The following is a 13,168-nucleotide window of genomic DNA, read 5'->3' on the forward strand; positions in this document are numbered from 1 at the left end:
TGGCTAGCGGCTGCGGCCTGCTAGCCAGACGCCGCATAAGATTATTCCAGCACCAGCAATTTGAATGGGTGCTAAAGCTTCATCAAATAAAGGCCAAGCTAAGACACCAGCGACAACGGGCTGAATAAGCAAAATAACGCCGCTTATGGCTGGCTTGGTAAGGCCTACGCCGTAGATGAGTAGCCCTTGTCCTATGCATTGTGCCATAACGGCGAGAAATAGTGGAGCGCCAAAATAGCTGATATCTGATGGAATTAATTGCTCTCCTGTAAAGAGTGCAAAAATAAATGTCACGGGGATTGCGCTTGCGGTTAGCCAGAATGCAGCCTGGAAGCCTGAGGCTTTATTACGGGCAATCGTGGCACATAATAGATATCCGGCAACACAGAATGACGCCAATAATGCAAGCCCATCACCAAGTAGGCCACTTTGTTGATCTGTAGGCGCACCTATTGCCATTGCAGCAGCGCCCGATAAGGCCAAAATGGCGGCTATTGGCCATATTTTACTCGGCTTTTGCTGTAAAAAGACCCACGCAAGTAGACCAACCCCTACCGAACCTAAATTGACGAAAAATGTCGCATTTGCCACAGATGTGTGTGTGAGGGCTGTATGCCAAAGGCAGATATCCAATCCAAAAAAAGCACCTGATGCAATGATTGCAGGAGAAGGGCGGCCTATGGTTTGTTTGAATATGATTCCAAAAGCAAATAATATTGGTAGCGCAAATGTGAAGCGCCACATGCCTGTAACGCTTGGCTCCATTTGGGAAAAACGTAGCCCGATAGGAGCAAGACCAATACACATGGCGGCCAATATAAGGACGAGCGGGCCTCTGACATTGTCTTGAATTTTAAGTGATTGCGCAACTGCGCCAGTTTTATTGTTTGTGAGTTGCATAGGGTATTATTTTCAAACACGAAAAATGGAAAAGACTGTTGAGAGCTAATTCATGTATTTCGCTTTTCAGCAATGTATAAGATTTATAGACTCAAGTAATGAGTGGTAGTTAATATTTTTGCGAAGTGATTTTATGCCGCCTAATGAAGTCCGCATATTTGGGTTATTCTTATAAAAATTAATATTTTCTCTTGATTGTCACCAGAGTGTCGTGAAGAATCGTTTACATCTAAGGAGACAGAGAGCAATTATCTGTTTTCTGCATGGTTTTCGGCTGCTAGCCGCAAACGCGGCGAAGCGGCCTCTAGTAAAGGAGGATCGTCGTGGCTGAGTTTCTAACTAAACAAATTGCGTCGTCACCTGCGCTGGTCTTGAATGCTGATTTTAGGCCGTTATCTTATTTTCCCTTATCGCTTTGGCCTTGGCAGGAAGCAGTGAAAGCTGTGTTTCTGGAAAAGGTGGATGTTGTGGCCGAATATGATTTCGTCGTACATTCACCCTCTTTTGAAATGCGGTTGCCTTCAGTGATTGCACTTCGTGATTTTGTGAAACAAGACAGATCACCGGCATTCACACGATTTAATTTGTTCCTGCGGGATGGGTTTAAGTGTGTTTATTGCGGTTCACCAGATGATTTGACATTTGATCATGTTATTCCTCGCCATAAAGGTGGGCGGACAACTTGGGAAAATATTGCAACGGCGTGCAGTCCTTGCAATCTACGAAAAGGCGGGCGTATGCCTTCTGAAGCGGGCATGGTTATCAGTCCTCCGCCGTCTTGCCCAGATACATATCATCTTCAGCAAATGGGCCGGAAATTCCCGCCAAACCATCTGCATTCAACTTGGTTGGATTACCTTTATTGGGATATTGAGCTTCAAAATGACCCCAATAATATGGCCAATGAACAAGTAAAAAGCTGAGCTTCGTTTCCTTTGTGAAATGAGGCTCTTTTTGTATGATGGTAAGCTCAGTTTTTGTTCAATAAGGGTGGATAAAGCTATGGCTTTGTTTTGCCTTTTTGTTTGGCTTTGGACTGTGCTTTGCCTGCGAGGCGCAGGAGCTTTTGGAATTTAGGGCATTCAATGTGGCTTGGTGCTTGGCATTCTGAGACATGGATCAAGCTATCGCGGACAGCTGTCATTCGTTTGATTTCATCAGTTAGTGTTTGGGCCTTTTCTTTCAATAATGAGCGGTCGATCTGGTAAGATCCATTTTTTGAAAACATAGCGGCAATATCTTCAAGGGAAAATCTTGCGATTCTGGCCAGTGCGATAAATTCCAATTGCTCAATAATATTGGGTTCAAACAGACGCGTAATGCCTTTGCGGCCAACGGATTGGATAAGGCCTTTTTCTTCATAATAGCGCAGCGTTGAGGCCGGCAAGCCTGATAATTTTGCTACTTTTGAAGTATCTAACATTTACAGCTCCTAAATCATTTGACCTCAAGTGTGGTTGAGTTTGTAGAGTGCATCCTACGCAATGAGTTTGAGAAAATAAAGACAATTTTCTTGGGCGCTAAATTTGCTATAACCTATTGAAATAAATGGTTATTATTAAAGTTAGGAGATTGAGGGTGTTGGATAGTTTTGAGATTTTTTCTTTATTTATAAAGTTGATGGGGTGCGTCATTTTCATAGGTATTGGTGCGACTGCTATTATGGATTTGTGGACGTTTTTTTTAAGGTGCGCATTTAATATCAGAGGGTTGGATTTTGCATTGGTGGGACGCTGGTTGGCGCGTATGCCGAGCGGAAAATTTATGCATCAAAGTATTGGCAATAGTCCTAAAATATCAGGAGAAGCCGTAATCGGCTGGACGGCGCATTATGTGATCGGGATTATATATGCTGCAATTGTTGTGCTTATATGGGGAGAAGCGTGGATAGATACCCCAAGAGCGATGCCCGGAATTATCGTAGGCGTGGCGACAGTTACTGTCCCATTTTTCGTGATGCAGCCTTGTTTTGGAATGGGAATAGCAGGCAGCAAAACACCAAATCCACTTTTTGTGAGAGTAAAAAGTGTTACTTCTCATTTTGTGTTCGGATTAGGTATATATGGGGCGGCATTGCTGATCAGCAGTGTCGTTTAAAAGGTTTCAAAACCCCACGAAAATCCTTGTTGAGGGGTTAAACCTTTTCGGAGATTTTGATCGCTGCGCGGCAACCTGCTTTTATGAAGGCTGAGAGAAGTGGGTAGGCTGGAGCTTCGTGGGCACCTTCTTCAACGGCCAAGTCTTTATGGGCGGCTTCTTCATCTCGAAATTGTGCAAACATGGGAGAAAGCTCTGTTTCTCCTTCAGCCTCTAATTCTTTGACCTGATCATCATAATGCTTTTCGATGACTGTTTCGACCGCTTCAGTGCAGGCGTGAGCGGCCTTTTCACCGAGCAATGCGGTTGCAACGCCTAGCCCGTATGCTGCAACGCCCCAGATGGGCGTCATCGCTGTTGGGCGCACGCCTTTGGTTTGGATGAGATCATCAAAGGCTGCGAGGTGGTGTTGTTCTTCAGCTTCCATCTCGGTGAGTTGTTCAACGATACGGGATTTACCGTGAAGCTTTTCAAAAACAGCACGTTGGCCCTGATAAATAGCGACGGCGGCATATTCACCAGCATGGTCAACACGCACCATTTCTTCTGTGCGTTTGGGAAGAGGTCTATTGCGAGGCATTGTGTTCACTCCCAGCTGGTGGTGTTGCGTTAGCATATGAAAGCTAGATCAATTTTTTTGCTTACGAAAGGCGCAAACAAAAGAGGTGAGCATTAATAGCATTGATCCGATTGCATTCATATTGGCCATAGTGACGCCCATAATAACAAGGGGTGGCTCGTCGCATTTGCCAACAACCATAGGGCTATCAAGCGCTAATGATTGTGATGGATCAAAATCCACGCTCTGGCATCCTGCATGGAAAATGCCCCATTCAACCCCGGAATGATAGAGCGCGTAACCAGTTCCATAAAGGAAGGTGAAACCAAGCAATATGCATGTTGTTTTAAACATTGGCCAGCTGGGTTTAGCGCGGGAGAGGATGATACCAGATAAGGCAATAAAAATCGCAACCCAGTATGGTTCTCTTTGCTTGAGGCACAAATCACAAGGATACATTTTGCCAAAAGTTTCAAAGACATGAGCGCTAGCCAACATGAATATGCTGGCCAAAAGGGATACATAAATCCATGTGCGCTGTGAGAGAATAGAATTCATCATGAGATAGTTTTTATTGCAAATGCCAAACAACGCAATGCATTATGTTGGCATTGTGATTTAACGTGATGAATATCGCAAAAGCTTAGCCGCCTAAACCTAGTAAGAGCTTAATTCCGGCGGTTCCGACAGTCAGTAATATGGCAATCCAGGCTGAACCTAAAATCAGACCGCCTGTCGTTAATAGGCCATCTCGCTCTAGCATACCAAAAGAAACCATCGCAACAGCAAAACCCGGAACTGTGTTTGTGCTTGGTAAAGGTGTAAGGATAGAGAGACAAAATACCATCAAAACAAGGCCAATAACGCGTTCGAGTTTGGAGCTAGTTAGGAAAGTTAGGCGCGGGCGGGAGAGTTTTTCAACCCAACCAAAATATTTGCGTCCGCCTTTGGCTGTTTTTTCTAAGCCTTCTTTTGAAATTTTGCGTTCTGCAAATTTTGAAGGAAGCCAAGGTTGTTTGCGTCCCATAACCATTTGCGCAGCAATGGCTGCCATCGGCAATGATACAATTTGAGGGACACCATAAAGAAAAGGAATACAACAAGGTAGAGCCAGAATGAAAAGCGCCGCGCCAAATGCTTGATCACCTAAAGCATGGGTGAGTTCTTTGAGGGAGATCCCTTCTTGGGGCGCTTCTTCGGCTAGTTTTTCGATCGCTTCAATAAGACTAGGTTTGTGAAGAGTGTCTTCAGTTGTGGTATTTGATGTCGTGTCTGAAGCTAAATTAGTCATCGCCTGATACTCATACTGGAAGTTAGGATTCACTGCGAGAATCCCCTTGTCGACAGGACTAAAACATCATTGTGACAAGAGAAAGTTAAAGGTCTTATTACCTGTTAAAATATGACCCCTAAGCATAAATAAAAAAAAGTCTATAAAATAGTTTGACCTTTGAGCATGTCTCTGCCATTTTCCCGCCTCGCTTAGGTTGCCTCTGTGGCGGAATTGGTAGACGCGCTGGATTCAAAATCCAGTTTCTTCGGAAGTGCCCGTTCGACTCGGGCCAGAGGTACCAAGCGAAATTCTCAAATCTGTGTTGATGTCGTGTGATCAAGCTGTCGAGTTAGTGTCGAGCTGGTGCCATTCTTTTGTGTCTTGAATGCAGATCTTTTGTTAGCTCGGTGCTGGTTTTCTATACATTCGATGAATGCCGCTTCAATATTGCGAAGGTGGCACGGTAATTGCTGCTTTTCAGATTGTTATGTTGCAATCTGGGGGTGTGGTAATGAATTTTCACGATCGACAATTTTATGCGTCTGGTTATAGCCAATCAAATCCAAAAGATTATGGGCGTTTCGGTGCACAAAAGCGGAGCATGTCTAAAACTATCTTTGTCGTCTTTGGATTGTGTTTTGTGTCGACGCTTCTCTATTTAAACAGAGACAAGCTGGAGGATGAGTTGCAAGGCTTGCACAAATTATCCTCGCAAGTAGAGCAGTTTATATCCCGTATTTAACTGAGTTGGAATAAGACTTAGTCGGCTGAAGATTTTCAGTTTGCTTTTGCTTGTAAAAATGCCCACATCCATTGCGCAACATTCGCATTGTCTTCTTTTGTGTCCTTCAGGGAGATGAGGGCTTCATCTACCATATCTGAATCAAATTTAGTTCCGCGCCGAATATTGTAGAGTGCGGCAGCATACTCATCACTAAATTCTGGATGACCTTGAAATGTGAGGGCGGGAGCATCTGGATAGTAAACGGCCGCTAATTCACAAAAATCAGATAAAGCGATGAGCTGGGCGTTTGCGGGAAGCGCGACAACTTGATCTTGATGGCTGACAGATAAACTAAAACCTTCCGCATCCGTATTCATCCATTCTGGCTTATGTACAAAATTATAGTGGTGGCGGCCAATTCCCCAGCCTTTGGGAGATTTGATAACCTCTCCGCCAAGTGCTTGCGCGATGGCCTGATGCCCAAAACAGACCCCAATAAGAGGTTTGTTTGCTTTTGCCGCTTCCTGAATGAATGTGAATAGAGGCTGCATCCAAGGCCAGTCTTCGTATACGCCAGCAGGAGAACCTGTAATCAGGAAGCCATTATATGCTTTTATGTCTGGAATATCGTTTGGCATAAATTCATGGTGACAAAAGCTGAATGTTTCAAATTCTACGTCTTGAGTAGCTAAACCAATAAGCTGTTTGAACATTTCAGGATAGGAAATGAAATCCGCACGAATATCTTCAGGAGGTAGTCCAGTTTCAATAATTGCGATTTTCATGACGATTCCCAAGATAATAATTTACGATCAGAGATTTCGTAGATAAGGGCGCGGCTAGCCTTTGAAAAGATGGAGTTTTTAAGAATGATCCGCAAGTAGAGAAATGTTAGCGCTATAACATGAAATATAGTGAAGACTATTTGGTTCTGTGACTTTGGAACACGTTGACACCTCTTTAAGAGCGTCTAATTACAGTAGACAAAAATGATGAAACAGCATTCGCAAATTCTTACGCGGAAAAGGGGCATTCATGGCCAATCAGGTCGAGGCAGACAAGCGTCCATTGTCGCCGCATCTTCAAGTCTGGAAATTCCACCCGACAATGTTAACGTCGATTCTACAACGTATTACTGGCGTTGGAAATGCAATCGGTGTTGTGTTAATCGTCGGTTGGTTGTTCGCAATAGCATCGGGCAGCGATGTTTTTAAATGCTTTGATGTGTTCTTCACATCTATCTTCGGCAAGATCATCTTGTTTGGTTTTACTGTTTCAGTCATGTACCACCTAGGGCAAGGCATTCGTTTCTTGTTTTGGGATGCAGGTAAAGGTTTTACACCTGCCGTAGCTAACTTCTGGTCATATTTCACAATAGCTTTTGGTCTACTCGGCGCGGTCGCTGTCTGGATCTTTGCGGGGCTTGTGCCCGGCATAGCGATTTAAGGGAGCGCTTTATTATGTCTAACTCTATGCGCACACCACTTGGTAAAGTTCGCGGTCTTGGGTCTGCACGTGATGGTGCAGGTCACTTTATTGGGCAACGCGTTTCAGCCGTCGCTCTCGTATTCTTAGTACCTTGGTTCCTGATTTCTCTTTTGGGCGCAACGCGCGGTGATAATACACTCGAGCGTTTTGCGAACGCGGAAGCTTGGCTTTCTCAGCCGTTGAATGCCATTTTGGTGCTTCTAGCCGTTTGCGGCACAATTTATCACATGCGTCTTGGATTGCAGGTTGTGATTGAGGATTATATCTCAGGTCACATGCCCCGCATCGTTTTGTTGATGCTAAACACATTTCTCAGCTTCGCGTTGATCGCTGCGACTGTGTTCTCCGTATTTAAAGTTGCAGTAGCATAATTTTTGATCGCCCCCATAATATTTGGCGCGGGCGCATGAAAGGCAAGACGAAATGAGCGAATATGAATGGGTAGATCACACATTTGACGTTGTGGTTGTTGGTGCTGGTGGTTCTGGTTTGCGAGCTGCCCTTGGTGCTGCTCAAGCTGGATTGAAAACAGCGTGTATTTCTAAAGTGTTCCCAACACGTTCTCACACAGTTGCGGCTCAGGGTGGTATTGCTGCTTCTCTGGGTAACATGGAAGGCGGCGATGACTGGCGCTGGCACATGTATGACACTGTAAAAGGGTCTGACTGGCTGGGTGACCAAGATTCAATTGAATATCTTGTACGCCACGCACCAGATGCTGTGTATGAACTTGAGCATTGGGGAATGCCTTTCTCTCGGACTGATAAGGGTGAAATCTACCAACGTGCTTTTGGTGGAATGACGCGTGAATACGGGAATGGGCCTGCGCAACGTACGTGTGCGGCGGCTGACCGTACCGGCCACGCCATGCTTCACACACTTTATGGTCAGTCTCTAAAGTATGATGTTGAATTCTTCATCGAACACTTTGGTATGGACCTTATCATGGATGATGAGGGTGCTTGTCGTGGTGTAACAACATGGCAGCTAGATGACGGCACAATGCACCGTTTCCGCGCGCAACGCGTGATTTTGGCGACAGGTGGATATGGGCGTTCATTCTTCTCATGTACATCAGCGCACACATGTACGGGTGATGGGAACGCAATGGTATTGCGTGCTGGCCTCCCTCTGCAAGACATGGAGTTTGTTCAATTCCACCCAACAGGTATCTATGGATCAGGTTGTCTGATTACTGAAGGTGCACGCGGTGAAGGTGGATACCTCACAAACTCTCAAGGTGAGCGCTTTATGGAGCGTTATGCGCCATCTGCAAAAGACCTTGCATCGCGTGATGTTGTGTCTCGTTCAATGACAATGGAAATTCGTGAAGGTCGCGGTGTTGGTCCTGAGAAGGATCACATCTTCTTGCACCTTGATCACCTCGACCCAGATATTTTGGCAGCACGTTTGCCGGGTATTTCTGAGAGCGCGCGCGTGTTTGCCGGTGTGGATGTAACCAAAGAGCCAATCCCAGTGATCCCAACAGTTCACTATAATATGGGTGGAATTCCAACAAACTATCACGGTGAAGTTCTGACCAAGAAGGGTGATGATCCTGATGCGGTTGTGCCTGGTTTGATGGCTGTGGGTGAAGCGGCATGTGTGTCTGTTCATGGTGCAAACCGTCTTGGGTCTAACTCATTGATCGATCTTGTCGTGTTTGGCCGTGCGGCTGGTTTACGCTGTGGCGAGAAGCTTGAAGTGAATGGCCGTCAGCCAGAGCTTCCAAAGAATGCTGGTAACAACGCAATTGAGCGTTTGGATAAATACCGTAATGCTAAAGGCGGTACACCAACTGCTAAATTGCGCTTGCAAATGCAAAAAGTCATGCAGTCTAATTGTGCGGTTTACCGTACGGGTGAAACACTGGAAGAGGGTGTGACGAAAATTGCTGAATGTTATGAAAGCATGCCTGATCTAGCCGTGACTGACACAAGCTTGATCTGGAATACAGACCTTGTGGAAACACTTGAGATGGACAATCTGATCGCTCAGGCTGCTGTGACAGTGAATGGTGCTGCTAACCGTAAAGAAAGTCGTGGTGCGCACGCACGTGAGGACTTCTCAGACCGGAATGATCCAGAGTGGATGAAGCACACATTGGCTTGGTGTGATGACAAAGGTAATGTCAAAATCGATTACCGTCCGGTGCACGAATATACAATGTCTGATGACATTGAATATATTGTGCCAAAAGCGCGCGTTTACTAGCGTTTTCTGAGTATAAAAAAGAAAGCCCGCGTCAAGTTTAATGCTTGGTGTGGGCTTTTTTATTTGCGCTCCAAAACTAGCGTGTGCGTTGATTTTGGGCAAAAATCTAAAAAACAAGTTGAATAAAAATACAGTAAGTTTCTGAGTATTGATTGACCCAATCCTGTCTGGGGCGTTAAAACTGAGAGATGAATATATGGGGACCGGAAACTGATTTTGGCATGTCGAGCGAAGACATGCGTGACGCGCTGGACCTCCATCTGGCGCGTAATATTGGTGAGTTTCAGACAGTTTTTACTGATGAAGATGGATGGTCAGGAAATTCGTCCGAGGACGGACCACCTATTGATGTTTTGGTTGTGCCGCCCGACGGTGAACGTAAATTTGCTTATGTGACGAGTTTTGGGTGTTCTTTCGCGCCGCTTCCATCCAAACAATATAGCGAACAAAAAATTGTGAAGCGTGTCGAATTCGTGTTGGCTGCCCAGCAAAATGGCAATGACGAAGATGACTTAAAGGCCTTAAATCTTGCTGCGAACACTGTGCGCCAATTTGCGAAACTCGTGCATATAAACGGGGTTGCTGTGGAGGAAGGGGAAACAGTCATGTTTTCTGAAAAACCGCAGCCTGTTTTTGAGGGTGCAGATTTTTGTGGCTTTGGTTTTGCTAAACCGCTTTTACCCGGCGTGGGGTTTGAATGCATGCATTCCGAAGAGGGCGATGAAAACAGCTATGTGCATTTTGTTGCGCCTATCCCTTTGTATAAAGAGGAAATGGAGATTTCTTCTGAGCAAGGGCCGGATGTACTTTGCGCAAAATTGGTTCAAGCCGGTATTACTGAAATGATCGATTTAAAACGTACAAATATTGCGCCTGCAAGCGCTGTCTCTCTGACCCCAAATAAGAGAGAAACCAAGAAAACGATATGGGATAAAATGTTGTCTTGGATTGGTATAGATTAGCCAATAAACTATTCTAAACATAGAAATATCCTGAAAAACCCGAAATATATTGAGAATGATTTTCAGGTGCGAAAATTTTTCTTGTTTTTAGCGCTACCAAAGACTGAAGCACACTAGGCATTTACGATTAGCTCGTTAGATTGCCGATAAATAAATAAAAAAGGTTGTGGACATCATGGTTCAGCTAACGCTTCCGCAGAACTCTAAAGTTAAAAATGGTAAGACTTGGTCTGGCCCTAAAAGTGAAGGTGCTTCCTCACTTAAGACCTTTCGGATTTACCGTTTCGATCCAGACACTGGTGAGAACCCGCGTTGGGATACTTATGAAGTAGACACCAAATTATTTGGACCAATGGTTCTTGATGCATTGATCTATATCAAGAATGAAGTTGACCCGACTTTGGCATTCCGTCGCTCATGTCGTGAGGGTGTATGTGGATCATGTGCCATGAATATTGGTGGTCGCAACACGATTGCCTGTACGAAAGGCCATGATGAATTTAAAGGCAAAATCACAATTTCGCCTTTGCCTCACCAGCCAGTTATTAAAGACCTTGTGCCAGATCTTTCTCAGTTTTACGCACAGCACGCATATGTTGCGCCATATTTGCAAACAACAACACCAGAGCCTCAGCGTGAGTGGAAACAAACACCACAAGAGCGCGAAAAGCTTGATGGTCTATATGAATGTATCATGTGTGCATCCTGTTCGACGTCTTGTCCGTCATATTGGTGGAATGGTGACAAATATCTTGGGCCTGCGGCTTTGCTTCAAGCTTACCGTTGGTTGATTGATAGCCGTGATGAAGAAACAGGTTCACGTCTTGATGATCTTGAGGACCCGTTCAAGCTTTACCGTTGTCACACGATTATGAATTGTGCGCAGGTTTGCCCGAAAGGCTTAAACCCAGCCGAAGCAATCGCAAGCATCAAAACAATGATGGTCGAGCGTCGCGTTTAAATTATTATTTGGCTGTTATCTTGCAGTTCAAATTCAAAAATAAGAAACGAGCAGGATGATAAGTCTTGCTCGTTTTTCTTTGCGTTCTAATCTGTTCATAGTGTACTCAGGTTAGCTGTGTTAATAATCGGCTAACGATTTCAATTATCAAGGGGGCTGTTATGGCTGGTTTGAATTTAATGGACATGCTTGCATCTGGTGCAGGCCAAGGTGCTCTTAATCAATTAGGCAAGCAATTTGGGCTAGATGAAAGCGCAACACAATCAGCGGTAAAAGCGCTATTGCCAGCGATTTCCGGTGGATTGAAGCGCAATGTCGCTCAACCTGGCGGCCTAGAAGCGCTTATGGGTGCTCTGCAAAATGGTGATCACGCGAAATATCTTGAGCAGCCTGAAACATTAAATACAGCTGAATCCGTCAATGATGGAAATGCTATTCTGGGTCATCTCCTTGGTTCAAAAGAAGTGAGCCGTGAAGTCGCCGCTAAAGCCAGTGAGCGTGCAGGTGTATCAACTGATCTTATGAAACAATTGCTGCCAATGGTTGCGACGATGGCTATGGGTTCACTTGCGAAGCAATCAAAGGATCCAGATGTACCGGTAAACCTAATGGGTAATTTTGGTAGCATTGCGTCAGCAGCACTTGGTGCGGCAGCTATGAGTGGCGGATCAAGCCAATCTGGCGGTGGCCTTCTTGGTGGATTACTTGGCGGTCTAATGGGCGGCGGTAAGCAACAACAAGCCTCTGCAAATAGTGGTGCAATGGGCATGATTGGCAACCTACTTGATGCCGACAAAGATGGCAGCGCCATGGATGATATTTTTGAAATGGTTATGAAGCGCCGCTAATCGGCTTTATTCATCGATATTTTAATGAAAACCGCTCTGAAGAGGGCGGTTTTTTTTGTGTTCTAAAATCCTGCTGGCGACGGCAAGTCTTTCGTAGATAAACATAGCGCTTGAAAGCGCTCTCCCATTTGATCCGGTGCCATGATGCGCATGGCTCCTTCAGAAATTTCGTCAATTTTATCAGGGTTTTGGTTGATGAGTGCGTTAACGCGCTCGACGCCGCCCAGTGCATTTAAAAACCATCCTTGAGGGCTTGGGCCAGCAATTTCTAAGCCGTGTGTTTTTGCTGATTGTACGACTTTAGCAAAATCAACATCTGCTGTTAAATCGACATTTCCAACATTGGAAAGGGGATCAACTTGTTTGCCATCTGAATAGGCGCGCAATGTATCTCCGGGTGTTGAATTGGCTGGTCCATAATCTATGAAAAGGGCACGCGAATTGTCATGTTTGAGGCGGTCTGAAATTAATTCAATAAATGCATCCAAAGCCGAAGATATCTCAACGACATCTTGCACCATGTCTGACAGATTATCGGGTGTGTTTTCGGTCTCAGTACTTATCGGACTAGATATGCCGAGCATAAAGTTTCCGTTTTTATCCAAGCCGATTTTACGTTCACACCATGCGCCGTCTTGGCGAATAAATTGCCGAATGGGCAAGCAATCGAGCACTTCATTGGCGAGGATGATGGATGGGCCATTTGGAATATCCGTTAGCTCATTCACCCATTGGGGGTTTTTTAGAGCTGATAATCGTTTTGCCTGTATTTTTCGTAGAGATGGCGAAGGTTCTATAAGATAAGGGTGGGCAGCGTCGTGGAAGCCTGCAATTTTTGCGGTGGCACGCCAGATGTCTTTCATCATGATACCGCGTCCCGGGCCCATCTCGATAAGATAGAAGGGGGATGGGCAGCCCATTTGTTGCCATTCATGAGCAGCCCAAACACCAAGCATTTCACCAAATATCTGGCTGATTTCAGGTGCTGTCGTGAAATCTTTTCCAAGGCCTGGACGCGTGGCGTAATAGCCTTGTTTTCTATCAAACAAAGCAAGCTGCATGAAAACTGACAGTGAGATCGGTCCATCAGTCTTAATGAGAGACTTTAGGCGTTCCTCTAATGTTGGCTGCTTAGACACGGC

At 45.2% G+C, this 13,168-nt stretch carries 16 protein-coding genes and 1 tRNA gene; 10 read left to right on the forward strand and 7 right to left on the reverse strand.

What is annotated here, in order from left to right; all coding sequences use genetic code 11:
* Nucleotides 1-3: 3 nt before the first annotated feature.
* Entirely contained in the window at nucleotides 4-900 is an 897-nt protein-coding gene (locus HBAL_RS01455; protein ID WP_012778152.1) for a DMT family transporter, read from the reverse strand.
* Nucleotides 901-1,223: 323 nt separating this feature from the next.
* On the opposite strand from HBAL_RS01455, the gene HBAL_RS01460 reads away from it, so the two are divergent.
* Entirely contained in the window at nucleotides 1,224-1,823 is a 600-nt protein-coding gene (locus HBAL_RS01460) for an HNH endonuclease (RefSeq protein WP_012778153.1), read from the forward strand.
* 77 nt (nucleotides 1,824-1,900) lie between these two features.
* Here HBAL_RS01460 and HBAL_RS01465 read toward each other — a convergent pair whose 3' ends face one another.
* Nucleotides 1,901-2,323: a helix-turn-helix domain-containing protein gene (locus tag HBAL_RS01465; protein ID WP_012778154.1), complete on the reverse strand. Its 423-nt coding sequence runs from the start codon at nucleotides 2,321-2,323 to the stop codon at nucleotides 1,901-1,903.
* A 155-nt stretch (nucleotides 2,324-2,478) separates the two neighbouring features.
* On the opposite strand from HBAL_RS01465, the gene HBAL_RS01470 reads away from it, so the two are divergent.
* Nucleotides 2,479-2,997 carry a DUF2938 domain-containing protein gene (locus HBAL_RS01470; RefSeq protein ID WP_012778155.1) on the forward strand — a complete coding sequence of 173 codons (519 nt, stop codon included), beginning with the start codon at nucleotides 2,479-2,481 and terminating at the stop codon, nucleotides 2,995-2,997.
* A 37-nt stretch (nucleotides 2,998-3,034) separates the two neighbouring features.
* Here HBAL_RS01470 and HBAL_RS01475 read toward each other — a convergent pair whose 3' ends face one another.
* From HBAL_RS01475 to HBAL_RS01485, 3 genes are all read right to left on the reverse strand, one after another.
* Nucleotides 3,035-3,577 carry a demethoxyubiquinone hydroxylase family protein gene (locus HBAL_RS01475; protein ID WP_012778156.1) on the reverse strand — a complete coding sequence of 181 codons (543 nt, stop codon included), beginning with the start codon at nucleotides 3,575-3,577 and terminating at the stop codon, nucleotides 3,035-3,037.
* A gap of 48 nt (nucleotides 3,578-3,625) precedes the next feature.
* Entirely contained in the window at nucleotides 3,626-4,117 is a 492-nt protein-coding gene (locus tag HBAL_RS01480) for a disulfide bond formation protein B (protein WP_012778157.1), read from the reverse strand.
* Between the two features lie 82 nt (nucleotides 4,118-4,199).
* On the reverse strand, nucleotides 4,200-4,847 hold the full coding sequence (locus tag HBAL_RS01485; RefSeq protein WP_012778158.1) for an exopolysaccharide biosynthesis protein: 648 nt from the start codon (nucleotides 4,845-4,847) through the stop codon (nucleotides 4,200-4,202).
* 198 nt (nucleotides 4,848-5,045) lie between these two features.
* On the opposite strand from HBAL_RS01485, the gene HBAL_RS01490 reads away from it, so the two are divergent.
* A tRNA-Leu gene (locus tag HBAL_RS01490) sits at nucleotides 5,046-5,130 on the forward strand.
* A gap of 210 nt (nucleotides 5,131-5,340) precedes the next feature.
* Nucleotides 5,341-5,571, forward strand: a complete 231-nt coding sequence (locus HBAL_RS01495) for a hypothetical protein (RefSeq protein ID WP_149037347.1) — start codon at nucleotides 5,341-5,343, stop codon at nucleotides 5,569-5,571.
* Between the two features lie 35 nt (nucleotides 5,572-5,606).
* On the opposite strand, the gene HBAL_RS01500 is transcribed toward HBAL_RS01495, so the two are convergent.
* Nucleotides 5,607-6,338 carry a glutamine amidotransferase-related protein gene (locus tag HBAL_RS01500; RefSeq protein ID WP_012778160.1) on the reverse strand — a complete coding sequence of 244 codons (732 nt, stop codon included), beginning with the start codon at nucleotides 6,336-6,338 and terminating at the stop codon, nucleotides 5,607-5,609.
* A 250-nt stretch (nucleotides 6,339-6,588) separates the two neighbouring features.
* Here HBAL_RS01500 and sdhC point away from each other — a divergent pair, with 250 nt between their 5' ends.
* From sdhC to HBAL_RS01530, 6 genes are all read left to right on the forward strand, one after another.
* Nucleotides 6,589-6,999, forward strand: coding sequence for a succinate dehydrogenase, cytochrome b556 subunit (sdhC, locus tag HBAL_RS01505; RefSeq protein ID WP_012778161.1), 411 nt, complete (start codon nucleotides 6,589-6,591; stop codon nucleotides 6,997-6,999).
* A gap of 14 nt (nucleotides 7,000-7,013) precedes the next feature.
* A complete protein-coding gene (gene sdhD, locus HBAL_RS01510; protein ID WP_012778162.1) occupies nucleotides 7,014-7,412 on the forward strand; it encodes a succinate dehydrogenase, hydrophobic membrane anchor protein in 399 nt (132 codons plus the stop codon).
* Nucleotides 7,413-7,464: 52 nt separating this feature from the next.
* Nucleotides 7,465-9,255 carry a succinate dehydrogenase flavoprotein subunit gene (sdhA, locus tag HBAL_RS01515; RefSeq protein WP_012778163.1) on the forward strand — a complete coding sequence of 597 codons (1,791 nt, stop codon included), beginning with the start codon at nucleotides 7,465-7,467 and terminating at the stop codon, nucleotides 9,253-9,255.
* 188 nt (nucleotides 9,256-9,443) lie between these two features.
* On the forward strand, nucleotides 9,444-10,217 hold the full coding sequence (locus tag HBAL_RS01520) for a suppressor of fused domain protein (protein ID WP_012778164.1): 774 nt from the start codon (nucleotides 9,444-9,446) through the stop codon (nucleotides 10,215-10,217).
* 175 nt (nucleotides 10,218-10,392) lie between these two features.
* Nucleotides 10,393-11,178 (forward strand): succinate dehydrogenase iron-sulfur subunit, encoded by a 786-nt coding sequence (locus HBAL_RS01525; RefSeq protein WP_012778165.1) that lies wholly within the window; start codon nucleotides 10,393-10,395, stop codon nucleotides 11,176-11,178.
* 161 nt (nucleotides 11,179-11,339) lie between these two features.
* Entirely contained in the window at nucleotides 11,340-12,026 is a 687-nt protein-coding gene (locus HBAL_RS01530) for a DUF937 domain-containing protein (protein WP_012778166.1), read from the forward strand.
* A 62-nt stretch (nucleotides 12,027-12,088) separates the two neighbouring features.
* On the opposite strand, the gene HBAL_RS01535 is transcribed toward HBAL_RS01530, so the two are convergent.
* Nucleotides 12,089-13,165 (reverse strand): class I SAM-dependent methyltransferase, encoded by a 1,077-nt coding sequence (locus HBAL_RS01535; protein WP_041301800.1) that lies wholly within the window; start codon nucleotides 13,163-13,165, stop codon nucleotides 12,089-12,091.
* Nucleotides 13,166-13,168 lie beyond the last annotated feature (3 nt).

It is taken from the genome of Hirschia baltica ATCC 49814 (assembly GCF_000023785.1).
GTDB classification, from domain to species: Bacteria; Pseudomonadota; Alphaproteobacteria; order Caulobacterales; family Hyphomonadaceae; genus Hirschia; species Hirschia baltica.

Coding starts and splice junctions, on each gene's coding strand:
- HBAL_RS01455 (WP_012778152.1), bottom strand. CDS start 900: ATGCAACTCACAAACAATAAAACTGGCGCAGTTGCGCAATCACTTAAA.
- HBAL_RS01465 (WP_012778154.1), bottom strand. CDS start 2,323: ATGTTAGATACTTCAAAAGTAGCAAAATTATCAGGCTTGCCGGCCTCA.
- HBAL_RS01475 (WP_012778156.1), bottom strand. CDS start 3,577: ATGCCTCGCAATAGACCTCTTCCCAAACGCACAGAAGAAATGGTGCGT.
- HBAL_RS01480 (WP_012778157.1), bottom strand. CDS start 4,117: ATGATGAATTCTATTCTCTCACAGCGCACATGGATTTATGTATCCCTT.
- HBAL_RS01485 (WP_012778158.1), bottom strand. CDS start 4,847: ATGACTAATTTAGCTTCAGACACGACATCAAATACCACAACTGAAGAC.
- HBAL_RS01495 (WP_149037347.1), top strand. CDS start 5,341: ATGAATTTTCACGATCGACAATTTTATGCGTCTGGTTATAGCCAATCA.
- HBAL_RS01500 (WP_012778160.1), bottom strand. CDS start 6,338: ATGAAAATCGCAATTATTGAAACTGGACTACCTCCTGAAGATATTCGT.
- sdhC (WP_012778161.1), top strand. CDS start 6,589: ATGGCCAATCAGGTCGAGGCAGACAAGCGTCCATTGTCGCCGCATCTT.
- sdhD (WP_012778162.1), top strand. CDS start 7,014: ATGTCTAACTCTATGCGCACACCACTTGGTAAAGTTCGCGGTCTTGGG.
- sdhA (WP_012778163.1), top strand. CDS start 7,465: ATGAGCGAATATGAATGGGTAGATCACACATTTGACGTTGTGGTTGTT.
- HBAL_RS01520 (WP_012778164.1), top strand. CDS start 9,444: ATGAATATATGGGGACCGGAAACTGATTTTGGCATGTCGAGCGAAGAC.
- HBAL_RS01525 (WP_012778165.1), top strand. CDS start 10,393: ATGGTTCAGCTAACGCTTCCGCAGAACTCTAAAGTTAAAAATGGTAAG.
- HBAL_RS01530 (WP_012778166.1), top strand. CDS start 11,340: ATGGCTGGTTTGAATTTAATGGACATGCTTGCATCTGGTGCAGGCCAA.